This is a genomic window from Iodobacter sp. BJB302 (assembly GCF_002735645.1).
Classification (GTDB): Bacteria; Pseudomonadota; Gammaproteobacteria; order Burkholderiales; family Chitinibacteraceae; genus Iodobacter.
Map to the genome: position 1 here is coordinate 39,021 of NZ_PDZG01000033.1, position 12,115 is coordinate 51,135.

The 12,115-nt window shown below is 47.5% G+C and carries 9 protein-coding genes; 5 read left to right on the top strand and 4 right to left on the bottom strand.

The features are described from left to right. Nucleotides 1–6: 6 nt before the first annotated feature. Nucleotides 7–1,398 (bottom strand): diguanylate cyclase, encoded by a 1,392-nt coding sequence (locus CSQ88_RS12040; protein ID WP_099398342.1) that lies wholly within the window; start codon nt 1,396–1,398, stop codon nt 7–9. Nucleotides 1,399–1,519: 121 nt separating this feature from the next. Next, the gene (locus CSQ88_RS23400) at nt 1,520–2,827 is read right to left on the bottom strand and encodes a M3 family metallopeptidase (RefSeq protein WP_257212577.1); all 1,308 of its coding nucleotides are present in this window, start codon (nt 2,825–2,827) and stop codon (nt 1,520–1,522) included. 1,174 nt (nt 2,828–4,001) lie between these two features. Between CSQ88_RS23400 and CSQ88_RS12050 the strand changes: the two genes are divergently transcribed. From CSQ88_RS12050 to CSQ88_RS23170, 5 genes are all read left to right on the top strand, one after another. Next, entirely contained in the window at nt 4,002–5,798 is a 1,797-nt protein-coding gene (locus tag CSQ88_RS12050; RefSeq protein WP_099398343.1) for a monovalent cation:proton antiporter-2 (CPA2) family protein, read from the top strand. Then, nucleotides 5,798–6,940, top strand: a complete 1,143-nt coding sequence (earP, locus tag CSQ88_RS12055) for an elongation factor P maturation arginine rhamnosyltransferase EarP (protein ID WP_099398344.1) — start codon at nt 5,798–5,800, stop codon at nt 6,938–6,940. The genes CSQ88_RS12050 and earP overlap by 1 nt, the downstream gene beginning before the upstream one ends. Nucleotides 6,941–6,976: 36 nt before the next feature. Continuing rightward, the gene (gene efp / locus CSQ88_RS12060) at nt 6,977–7,537 is read left to right on the top strand and encodes an elongation factor P (protein ID WP_099398349.1); all 561 of its coding nucleotides are present in this window, start codon (nt 6,977–6,979) and stop codon (nt 7,535–7,537) included. Between the two features lie 140 nt (nt 7,538–7,677). Further along, the gene (locus tag CSQ88_RS23165; protein ID WP_099398345.1) at nt 7,678–8,868 is read left to right on the top strand and encodes a GAF domain-containing protein; all 1,191 of its coding nucleotides are present in this window, start codon (nt 7,678–7,680) and stop codon (nt 8,866–8,868) included. Beyond that, nucleotides 8,766–9,599, top strand: coding sequence for a sensor domain-containing diguanylate cyclase (locus CSQ88_RS23170; RefSeq protein WP_099398346.1), 834 nt, complete (start codon nt 8,766–8,768; stop codon nt 9,597–9,599). The genes CSQ88_RS23165 and CSQ88_RS23170 overlap by 103 nt, the downstream gene beginning before the upstream one ends. 84 nt (nt 9,600–9,683) lie before the next feature. Here CSQ88_RS23170 and CSQ88_RS12075 read toward each other — a convergent pair whose 3' ends face one another. Together CSQ88_RS12075 and CSQ88_RS23175 are read right to left on the bottom strand one after the other, a co-directional pair. Continuing rightward, nucleotides 9,684–11,756 (bottom strand): prolyl oligopeptidase family protein, encoded by a 2,073-nt coding sequence (locus tag CSQ88_RS12075; protein ID WP_099398347.1) that lies wholly within the window; start codon nt 11,754–11,756, stop codon nt 9,684–9,686. Nucleotides 11,757–11,918: 162 nt separating this feature from the next. Then, nucleotides 11,919–12,115: hypothetical protein (locus tag CSQ88_RS23175; protein WP_218963074.1), on the bottom strand; the 197-nt coding region annotated here is incomplete at its 5' end.

Consider the following 12,115-nt stretch of genomic DNA (forward strand, 5'->3'; position numbering starts at 1 on the left):
CTGCGCTCAGCTAAAAATTGAAACCCGGTTTCTGCCATTATGCTTTGAGGCATAGAGTGCCAAATCGGCGTATTCAAGCAGTTTTTTAGAGCTTTCAGTGTGATTCGGGTAAACCGCGATGCCTGCAGAAAAAGTGATTTTTAAAGTACTGTTTTGATGGCGGATGGTGATTTTAGAAAAATCTTCACGGTATTTATCAATTTTAATTTGGGCGTTTTCGGCTGAAGCGCCCATCATCAGAATTAAAAACTCCTCTCCCCCAAGGCGGCAAACAATATCGCTGGTTCGGGCCTGAGCGCTTAAAAAGCGGGCCAGGCATTTCAGTGCTTCATCCCCAGCCGGGTGGCCATAGGTATCATTAACTGTTTTAAAGTGATCGATATCAATCATCACCGCGCTGAGCGGCATCTGATTGCGTGTGGCCTGGGCCAGCATAATATCTAATGTTTCTGCCAGATAACGGCGGTTGTATAAGCCGGTCAGCGAATCTCTTAAAGCGGCTTCCAGCAGTTTTTCCTGCAAAGAAATGATTTCTTCCAGCTTGTTTTCCAGCTTTAGTTTGGCTTCTTGTAAGGCATCAAAAGTGTGTTTTCTCTGGGTGATGTCTTCATAAGCCCCCACAATCCCAATGACAGAGCCATCGCTTTCCAGCAGCGGTACATGGTTCAGGCTGATATGGGTGAGCTTGCCATCGTGAGTGGTAATAGCCCCTTCCTGATTAAGCAGGCTTTGCCCGGTGCGGATCACAGTCTGGGCGAAGGCTTGCAGGGCATTAGCGCGCTCGGGCATCAGCTCAAAGTCTGTTCTGCCGATGATCTCCTCTGATGAGCTGACCCCATTGTCATTGGCAAAGTGCCGGTTACAGCCAATATAGCGGGAATCGGGGTCTTTCCAGAAAACACGGATGGGGATGGCATCGAGCACCGCATTCAGCAAGCGCTGGGATTTCTCTGCATCCTGTTCTTTTTGTTCTAATTCTTCAGTAAAGGCCAAGAGTTCATGATGCATTTTATTCTGAGCAATATGGGCACGCACCCTTACGCGCAAAATGGCACGGCTGATGGGCTTATTGACATAATCCACCGCACCCGCTGCAAAGCCCCGCTCTTCATCGGCGGCACTTAATAAGGCAGTAACAAAAATAAGTGGAATTTTCGCTGTACCAGGGTTGGCTTTGAGTTGCGCACAAACAGAGTAGCCATCCAGCTCCGGCATAATGACATCAAGCAGGATTAAATCCGGCAGATATTCTTTTGCTAGTTTTAATGCAGTGTGGCCATTGCTGGCGGTGAGCAGCTGGTACTCATCCTCAAGACAAGAAGAGAGGATGGCAATACTGTCTGGCATATCATCGACGATTAACACGATCGGCTTAGGTCTGGCAGTCGGTTTACTCATGGCCGGGCTCTTGATGTGTGTTTGCTGACAATAACAGTTCGCTTGCGTTCTGGTTTTAAGCTCCTGATGACGGCTTGCTCCATATACAAGCCGTCATCAGAGAAATGTGGCTTGTGTTTATTTAATTTAAGCCACGTTTGGCAAGCAGGGGAGCTACCTCTGCCGGACGGCCACGAAATGCCAGCCATGCACTGGCCGGATCAATAGAATTGCCCACGCTGTAAATCGTGCGGTACAGGCGCTCTGCCGTTGCCGGATCGAAAGGGTTGCCAGTTTCTGCAAAAGCATTAAAAGCATCTGCTTCTAAGACTTCGGCCCACATATATACGTAATAGCCTGCCGCATAACCATCGCTCGAAAACAGATGCCCGAAATGGGGCAGGCGGTGGTTAATTCCTGCAGCTTTGGGCAGGCCGATTTTTTCCAGCGTGGCCGCTTCAAAAGCACTGATATCCTGCACTTTTTCAGTTAAATCTAAATGGATTTGTAAATCAAGCAGGGCTGAACCCAGATAACGCACGGTTTCAAAACCCTGATTAAAAAAGCGCGCATTTTTGATTTTGGCAAGCAGGGTGTCGGGAATCGCTTCGCCGGTTTTAATATGCAAGGCGTGCTTTTTGAGCACTTCGTCCTGCTCGGCCCAGTTCTCAAAGAGCTGTGAGGGCAGCTCTACATAATCTCGTGCCACAGCCGGGCCTGCCAGCAGACTGTATTCAACATCCGACAGCAGCCCGTGCAAACCATGACCAAACTCGTGGAATAAAGTACGCACATCATCAAACGACAACAGCGTAGCCTGGCCTGCCGGGGCTTTAGAGAAATTATTATTGTTGATCACAATAGGCACAATCCGCTTGCCTTCACTGCGGCTCTGGCTGCGAAACTCATGCATCCACGCCCCGCCTTGCTTGCTGGTGCGGGAGAAATTATCTCCAATAAAGAGGCCGATCACTTCCCCTTCGCGGCTGACTTCCCAAAGCCGTGCATCGGGGTGATAAAGCGGCAGATCAAAGCGTTCTTTAAAGCTCAGGCCAAATAAGCGATGCGCGCAATCAAAAGCGGCGGTAATCATATTTTCCAGAGCAAAGTAAGGCTTGATTTCGGCATCGTCTAAATCAAATCGCGCTAGGCGTTGTTGCTCGGCCAGATAAAACCAATCCCAAGGCTCAATATCCAGTGGCTCGCCCAGCTCAGCGGCCAGGGTTTGCAAATCGGCTTGCTCTTCGAGTACGCGTTTAAGTGCCGGTGTCCACACTTTTTGCAGTAAATCCAAAGCAGCTTGTGGCGTGCCTGCCATGCGGTCATTTAAGGCGTAATCCGCAAAATTGGCGTAACCCAGCAATTGGGCCTGCTCTTGCCGTAGCGCCAGAATTTGCGGGGTGATGGGGCGGTTATCTGTTTTACCTGCTGTGCACCGCGGCTTTTCCATGCTTTGTGCGCTGTTTCGCGTAAATCGCGGCGGCTGGAATAAGTAAGAAATGGCACAACGGAAGAGCGGCTGAGCGTAATAACATAGCCCTCTGTACCTCGGTCTGCCGCAGCCTGTCTTGCTGATTCTCTGATGGAGTCCGGCAGGCCGGCCAAATCATTTTCATCATTAAGCTGCAGGCGGTATTCCGCCTCATCGCTGCGTACATTTTGTGAGAACTGTGTGCAGAGTGTGGCCAGCGCGGCCACGATTTCAGAAAAGCGCTGTTTTGATTCGCCTGTCAGCTCGGCGCCATTTCTTACAAAATTTAAGTGAATACGCTCTAAGAGTCGCAGTTTTTCTGTGCTTAAGCCCAAATCTTTGCGCTGCTGATAAAGGGCATTAATACGTGTAAAAACGCCTTCCTGCTGATAAACAATATTATTGTGGGCAGCAAGTTGCGGTGCGAGTGTGAGCTCGATCGCCTCAAGCTCCGGGTTTGTTTCAGAAGCCGTCAGGTTTTCAAACAGGCCATTGATGCGCGCAAGTAATGAGCCGGCAAGGGCAAAGCGTTCTACACTATTCGCAAAATCAGGCAGGCTGGTTTGTTCGGCAATTGCATTTAATTCGGCGCGATGCTGCGCCATCGCAAAAGCAAAAGCAGGGGGGAAATGCCCGGGCATAATTTGATCAAATGGTGGCAGGCCAAAAGGGCTTTGCCATTCTTGCAATAAAGGATTGTGCTCTGTGTGCATGATTGACGCCTGAGACTTTGGAATATTTATTTTATTGCATTGGCATAGTGTTGGCTATTGGTGAAATCAATACTAAACATTTAATGCTAAATTATTATTTAATCATTACTCTGTTAAATGCGTATTTTAAGAAAATTGTCATATTTTACTGAAAAAGCGTGGTATTAATCTGAACGTGTATAGGGTGAAGATGGCGTGACCCATGCCACTGTTTTGATTGAAAATCAGTCCCAACCCCGGTATTTGTGAATAATTTGGGAATTTTTCAAATTGAATATTGCCGCAGAGTGCTATAAACAGCGTCGATGTTTTTATCATCAATTCAGAAAATGATGATGTAATAAAATGATGACAGGCATGAGTAAGGTCAAAAATGAGTGGCGATGCTGTGAGTGATTTACAGATTACGTCGTAATGCAAAAATAGCTTAGGAGAAAGCGTTGGAGAATAATCAGCTATTACACACTTCTGTTGTTTTACTGGCAGCAGCGGTGATTGCAGTTCCGATTTTTAAGCGTTTTAATTTGGGGTCAATCCTCGGCTACTTAGTGGCCGGAGTGATTGTGGGGCCCTATTTTTTGGGGTTTATTGAAGACCCTGTTGCCGTGCTGGATTTTGCAGAAATAGGCGTGGTGCTTTTATTATTTGTTTTGGGATTAGAATTAAACCCCAAATCACTTTGGCAGATGCGTAAAAAAATTATTGGTCTGGGCGGCGCTCAATTATTGCTCTGCGGCCTGGCGCTTGCTGGTTTATCTGTCGTTTCTTTAAGCCTTGAATTTAAAGCGTCGCTCATGGTTGGCGTAACGCTGGCTTTGTCTTCTACGGCATTTGCTGTTCAGCTGCTAAAAGAGCGCAGTATGCTTAACCAGCCAATTGGCCGGATTGGTTTTGCAATTTTGCTGATGCAGGATTTGGCGGTTATTCCTGTATTACTAAGTTTACAAGCGATGGCGCCCGATCCAAGCGGCCATATTGTGCCATGGTGGCTGGGTTTGCTTGCCGTAGTGATTACACTTTTTATTGGCACCTATTTGTTAAGCCCGCTGCTTAAAATTGTGGCGAAGTATGGCAACTCAGAAGTCATGACTGCAGCAGCGTTACTGATTGTATTAGGCGCTGCTTTAGGTTTTGATTATGCCGGCTTATCCATGGCCATGGGGGCGTTTATTGCAGGGATTATGCTGGCTAATTCCAGCTTCAGACATCAGCTTGAGGCAGATATTGAGCCATTTAAAGGCTTATTATTAGGTTTGTTTTTTATTACTATCGGCACCAGCATCAATTTAAAATTGTTACTGGCAGATCCGTGGTTTTTATTCGCAGGCGCTTTATTACTGCTTCTGGTAAAAAGCTCGGTTATTGCGGCTTTAATTGCGGGCACAACAGGGCAATCAAAGTTAAATAGTTTTAGGCTGGGGCTGATGCTGGCACAGGGTGGTGAATTTGCTTTTGTGGTGATGGCACAGGCTTTATCTTTGCATATCCTAGATAAGCAGATTACCGAAGAAGTTACCATTGTGGTGGGATTATCAATGGCCTTAAATGCGCCCCTGCTTATGATCTTTGAGCGTTTAATTCAGCGCAAAGGCAAAGAAAAAACTGTTGATTACAGTAATGTCAAATTTGACAGCAATAAAGTCATCATTGCCGGGTTCGGGCGGTTTGGCCAGGCAACCGGGCGTTTATTATCGGCAAAAGGAATGCAATTTACCGCGCTGGATAAAGACCCTGAGCATATTGAGTTTTTAAAGAAAGTAGGGCATAAAATTTATTTTGGCGATGCAACCCGCCATGATTTACTCAGAAAAGCAGGGGCAAAGCAGGCCTCGGTATTACTAATTGCCATTGATAATATCAGCGATTCACTGCATTTAGCGCAGATGGCAAAGCGCAAGTTTCCGCATCTGCGTATTATTGCGCGCGCGCATAATCGCACCCATGCTTTATCTTTAATGGATTTAGATGTGGATGTGGTGATTCGTGAAGTATGGGAAAGCAGCTTAACGGCTGCCGAGCATACTTTATTGGCGCTTGGATATTCACCTGCCCATGCAGAGCGAATGATTGATATTTTTCAGCGCCACGATGAAGCATCATTATTAGAGCAATTAGAGCATAAAGATGATATGGAAGCATTAATTGCCCTTGCTAAAGAAAACCGCCAGCAAATGAGTGATTTATTCGTGGCAGACAGAAATGTTTATGCTGCAGAAGAAAAGAAAGTGATTGATTAATGAATAAAACAATTCGTTGGGATATCTTTTGCCGTGTGGTTGATAATTACGGAGATATTGGTGTCTGCTGGCGCCTGGCGCGGCAATTGTCGCGTGAATATGATTTAACGGTAAGGCTGTGGGCAGACGATTTAATCAGCTTCCAGCGAATTCAGGCGGATATTCGCAGTGATTTGTCTTCGCAGGTTTGCTATGGAGTGGAGGTGAGGCATTGGTGCCATCCTTTGTCTGATGCAGAGCCTGCCGATGTGGTGATCGAGGCTTTTGCCTGTGATTTGCCTGCAAGTTATATTGCCGCCATGAAATCTGATCCGCGTGAGCGGGTTTGGTTGAATCTGGAATATCTCTCTGCAGAAGATTGGGTACCGGGCTGCCACGGCCTGCCATCGCCTGCCCAGGGCCTGCCTAAATTTTTTTTCTTTCCCGGTTTTGTGGATGGCACAGGCGGTTTACTGGGCGAGCAGGCTCAGCTTAGTGCCAAAGCGGCATGGTCGCAGGCGAACAGCGATGCGTATCTGGGGCAATGGCAGGCTGTACAGGCCAATAGCATTAAGGTGTCTCTTTTTGCCTATGCCAATCTGGGGCTGGCTGATTTACTGAGCTGCTGGCAGCAATCAGACCGCCCTGTGCAGGTGTTTATGCCCGAGGGCCTGTTGCTGCCTTTGGCCGAAGCCGCTCTAGGGCAGGCGTTGCCAGTGGGCACAACGATTTGCCGTGGTGCGCTCAGCCTGTCTGTGCTGCCGATGCAATCGCAGGATGATTACGACCGGCTGCTTTGGTGTTGTGATCTTAATTTTGTACGGGGTGAGGATTCATTTGTGCGGGCGCAGTGGGCTGCTTTACCTCTGATCTGGCATATTTATCCGCAGGATGATGATGCACATCGTGCCAAACTGGATGCATTTTTGGCACTTTATCTGGCCGCTTGTCCCGGTAAATCTGCACAGGTATTTAATGATTTTTGGCAGGTATGGAATCACGGAGGGGATCTCAAAGCCGCATGGCATAAGCTTTTGCCAGAGATTTCAGCCTTAAAGCGCCATGCTGTGGCATGGCAGGAAAATTTGATTAAACGCGGGGATCTCGCCACTAATCTGGTCAGATTCGTAAATAGCAAGGTAAAATGGCGAGTTAAATTTTAACCATCACTTAAGCTCTAGGTAAACACCGCAATGGCAATCAAAACCGCACAAGAAGTTCGCGTTGGTAACGTAATCATGGTTGATGCTCAACCTTGGGTCGTTCAAAAAACCGAATACAGCAAATCTGGCCGTAACTCTTCTGTTGTAAAGATGAAAGCAAAAAGCTTGCTGGGTACATCTTCTTCAGAAAACGTTTACAAAGCTGACGAAAAATTTGAAGTAGTTACATTAGATCGCAAAGAATGTACTTATTCTTACTTTGCTGATCCTATGTATGTATTTATGGATGCTGAGTTTAACCAGTACGAAATCGAAAAAGACAATCTGGGCGATTCCCTGAACTTTATCGAAGACGGCATGGAAGATCAGTGCGAAGTAACTTTCTACGAAGGTAAAGCTATTTCTGTTGAAATGCCTACCACCATCGTACGTGAAGTGGTTTACACCGAGCCAGCAGTTCGCGGCGATACTTCAGGCAAGGTAATGAAGCCCGCCCGCCTCTCCAATGGTTACGAATTGCCAGTTGCTGCCTTTATTGAAATCGGTGACAAAATCGAAATCGATACACGCTTCAACGAATTCAAAAAACGCGCTTAATCGCCGTTCAGAATTAAATGAGCCACCTTTACGAAGGTGGCTTTTTTTATGTTTGAATAACATTAATTTAAACATAAAGCATCTGAGGAATTGGTTTGCTATAGCTATAGTGGTATCAGCCTTATTGGATATCACTCTTTATGACCATGCCCCCTGTCCCCCCTGACGAAACCGAGCGCTTGCATCTTTTACATGCTTTGGAGCTGCTTGACAGCGAGGCGGAGCCCGCTTTTGATCTGATTACACGCTTAGTTTCTCAAATCCTGCATGTGCCTGTTGCCTTGGTTTCTTTGGTTGATGAGAACCGGCAGTGGTTTAAATCCAGGGTAGGGCTGGATGCCACAGAAACCCCGCGTGAATTCGCTTTTTGCGCTCATACCATTATGAATAGAGAGCCTATGCTTGTGCAGGATGCCACGCAAGACGAGCGCTTTGCGGATAATCCTCTGGTCACTGGTCAGCCCAATATTCGTTTCTATGCAGGAGTCCCGATTCGAAGCACGAGGGGGTTAGCTCTTGGTATGCTTTGTGCCATTGATTCAAAGCCACGCCTTCTCACGCAGGATGAAGTGAGTATTTTGATTGCTCTTACTGACTTGATTAATAAAGAAGTACAAATGCGTGAAGCAGTGCTGCTGACACGCAGCCAGATGAGTTATTCAGAGAAAAAAATTCAGGAGGGTGAGGCACGGTTCCGCACTGTATTTGAGCGGGCGGGGGTGGGTATTGCCTTGGTTGCGCCAGATGGCAGTTGGATTAGTGTGAATGAAGCGCTTTGTCAGATCGTTGGTTATAGCAAGGCTGAATTACTCCAGCTCACATTTCAGGATATTACCTGTCCCGAGGATCTTGATGCTGATCTCCATCTTTTACAGCAGCTGGTAGCTGATCAAATTGATCGTTACCAGCTTGAAAAGCGCTATATCCGTAAAAACGGCAGTACGGTATGGGTGAATTTGGTGGTGACCAAGTATGTGGGCGAGAAGGGGGAGCTTGATTATTTTGTGTCGATTATTAAAAACATCCAAGACAGGAAAGAGGCAGAAGAATCACTGGCTGCTTTACGGCTTTCTTTGGAAGAGCGTGTGCTGTCCCGTACTCATGATTTACAAGAGGCGAATGAAAAGCTTTCTTTTGCCATGGCTCAGCAGCTGCAATCCGCGTTGGCTTTGCGTAAACGTGAAGCAGAATTAAGCATGGTGATTGAAAATGCCAATGATGCCTATGTATGCATGATCAGGCTGGTGTCATCATTGAGTGGAATCATCAGGCCGAGCAGACTTTTGGCTGGAGTGCTTCAGAAGCCATTGGCTGTGCCCTGGATGAATTGATTATTCCCTTGGAAATGCGTGAGGCGCACCGGGCAGGGATAAAGCGTTATAAAGCTTCTGGTGAGCATAAGGTGCTTAATCAGCGGCTGGAGTTGCTTGCTTTGCGGCGCGATGGGAGTGTGTTGCCTGCAGAGGTAAGAATTCGTGCTTTACATATTGAAGGGCACGTTATTTTTAGTGCTTTTTTGCATGATATTACTGAGCGCAAACAGGCGGAATTAAAGCGCGAACATGAGGCTGGGCATGATGCGCTGACGGGTCTGCCTAATCGGCGAACGTTGTTTGAGCTGATTACACAAGCGATCGCAAGGGCAAATCGTCAGCGAATTCCTTTGGCCATTGTATTTCTTGATTTAGATGGCTTTAAAGCTGTAAACGACACTCAGGGGCATGAAGCGGGCGATGCTGTTTTATGTGCCGTTGCTCAGCGTTTGCGCCAAAGTGTGCGGGATACTGATACCGTTGTACGCTTGGCAGGGGATGAATTTACGCTGATTTTAGAGTTTTTAGGCGGGGGTATTCAGGATGCGTGGCAATTGGCAGAAAAGCTGCTATTGCGTATTCAGGAGCCCATTTTCATCGGAGAAAATACCGCACATGTGAGTGCCAGTATTGGTCTTACACTTTATTTGCCAGGCTCTGAAACAACACCGAACCAATTAGTCAGCACCGCTGATGCCGCAATGTACGAAGCCAAGCGGGCGGGCAAATCGAGAGTATGTGTGCAATAGCTATTTGTAAAAGATCATGGCTTAGTCTTTAGTCGCGAAGCTGCAGGTGAGGGCTAAAAACGCCCCCACCCTAAGCCGCCATGATTACTTCAACATCTTCCACAAAAAGCTGTATTCCAGCGCAGTCATATCAGCTTTCTGGCTGTTGTCTGCCGCACCTGCATGGCCGCCTTCCATGTTTTCATAGTACCAAACCGATTTAACGCCCTCGCTTTGCATCTTTGCCATCATCTTACGCGCGTGGCCCGGGTGGACACGGTCGTCGCGGGTGGAGGTGGTAAAGAGGATGTTCGGGTATTGCGTTTTGGCCTTGAGATTGTGATACGGCGAGTATTTGCTGATGTAATCCCACTCTGCGGGCACATCCGGATTGCCGTATTCGCCCATCCACGAAGCCCCTGCCAGCAGCTGATTAAAGCGGCGCATATCTAAGAGCGGCACCTGGCAAACCACCGCGCCAAATAAATCCGGGCGTTGGGTCATCATTACGCCCATCAACAGGCCGCCATTGCTGCCGCCCATAATGCCGAGCTTTTTAGGCTGGGTGATTTTCTTGGCCACTAAGTCTTCCGCCACGGCAATAAAATCATCATAGGCTTTCTGGCGGTTTTCTTTCAGCGCGGCCTGATGCCAGCGCGGGCCAAATTCACCACCGCCACGGATATTGGCCAGCACATACACGCCGCCTTTTTCCAGCCATGCCTTACCTGCACCTGCCGAATAATACGGCGTGAGGCTGACTTCAAAGCCGCCATAGCCATAGAGCAGCGTAGGGGTATTGGCATCGGTTTTTAAGTTTTTAGGCTTAACGATAAAGTAGGGAATGCGCGTGCCATCTTTAGAAACGGCTTCGTTTTGCGCGATTTCCATGCTGTTTGCGTCAAAGAAAGCGGGGCGCTGCTTTAGTAGCTCCCGTTCATCGTTGCCTGCATGGGCCAGATAGAGCGAATCCGGTGTCAGGAAATCGGCGTGGGTGAAGAAGTAATCATCCGAGGCATCCGGATCAATCGCCGTCGCTCCGATCGTGCCAAAAGCAGGGGCATTAATCGCGCGTTGCGACCATTTTCCTTCTTTAAAGCGCCATTCTGTCAGGCGGCCTTTTACATTATCGAGCGCTTCAACAATCAGGAAGTTTTTTGTGGCGGTGGTGCCATTCAGTGCGGTGGTTGGGCTGGGGTTAAAGAGCTGAGTAAATTGGCGCTCACCTGCCTGGAATTTCTCAAAATCGCTGGCGATCAGGCTGCCGCTGGGCCAGGTTTTGCCGCCGATAGTCCATGCGGATTTAAGTGTGATCAGGATTTGCGGGCCAAAGAAGCTGATATTGGCATCATCCGGCACGGCAATGCGGCTGAGTTTTTCGCCGCTGCGCAAATAGGTTTCATTGGTATAAAAGGTAACGCCACGGCGGATAATCTCGCGTCGGTAGCCTGCATCTTCGGCCACCATGGCAGAGACAGAAATATCTGTTTTTTGCCCTTCATAAATAGTTTTAGCGGCGCTAAGCGGCGTGCCGCGCTGCCAAAGCTTAACAATGCGCGGATAGCCCGAATCAGTCTGGCTGTCTTTGCCAAAATCGCTGGCCACAAACACGCTATCTTTACCTTGCCAGCTGACATCTGATTTAGCTTCAGGCAGGCTAAAGCCATCTTTTACAAAGGCTTTTTTATTTAAATCAAATTCACGCACTTCCACCGCATCGGCACCGCCACGGGAAAGGCTGATTAAGCATCTGTCGTACTGGGGATAGCGGCAGTCTGCGCCCTTATAAACCCAATTGGCGTTTTCAGCTTTGGCCAATGCATCTAAATCTAATACGGTTTCCCAATCTGGATTCGCTGTTTTATAGCTGGCCAGGGTAGTGCGCCGCCAAATACCACGCTGATGATCGCCATCGCGCCAGAAATTATAAAAATAGCCGCCCATTTTATTCACATAGGCAATACGCTCTTTTGAATTAAGAATATCCAGCACTTGATTTTTAAGCGGATTAAAACCTGCTTCTTTTTCCAGCATGCTGTGGCTAATGGCATTTTGCGCCTTTACCCAATCTAATGATTTTTTACCCGCTACATCTTCAAGCCATTCAAATTGATCGCTGGCGGCATGGGCCAGCAGGCTGGCGCTGGCCAGAGCCATTGAAAGTAATACTTTTTGCATATTCTTCCTTTCTGAAATCAATGATTAAACAGATGGGCAGGCGAACATTTGCACATATGCCATATGGGTCGGAAAATATAGCATATTTGCCTGAGGCAGGAGAGGATTAAGCAATAAGTGTGATGGGGGCGGTGTTTAAATTCCAGCACTTATTTGCAGGAATTACATCATTTCTAGCTTACTCATATGTTTGATGTACTTGTCCCCCCTTTGAAAATGGGGGGCTAGGGGGATGCTGTTCACTTTATAGTCAAATGATGGATAATTGATAGATAATTTCTTTTTTTCATTAATCATGAAGTATGGCGAGCAGAGCTGCACATTTGGAAGATTCGATTCGAATATCTGACTACTTAAGT

Coding starts and splice junctions, on each gene's coding strand:
- CSQ88_RS12040 (WP_099398342.1), bottom strand. CDS start 1,398: ATGAGTAAACCGACTGCCAGACCTAAGCCGATCGTGTTAATCGTCGAT.
- CSQ88_RS23400 (WP_257212577.1), bottom strand. CDS start 2,827: ATGGAAAAGCCGCGGTGCACAGCAGGTAAAACAGATAACCGCCCCATC.
- earP (WP_099398344.1), top strand. CDS start 5,798: ATGAATAAAACAATTCGTTGGGATATCTTTTGCCGTGTGGTTGATAAT.
- CSQ88_RS23165 (WP_099398345.1), top strand. CDS start 7,678: ATGACCATGCCCCCTGTCCCCCCTGACGAAACCGAGCGCTTGCATCTT.
- CSQ88_RS23170 (WP_099398346.1), top strand. CDS start 8,766: ATGCATGATCAGGCTGGTGTCATCATTGAGTGGAATCATCAGGCCGAG.
- CSQ88_RS12075 (WP_099398347.1), bottom strand. CDS start 11,756: ATGCAAAAAGTATTACTTTCAATGGCTCTGGCCAGCGCCAGCCTGCTG.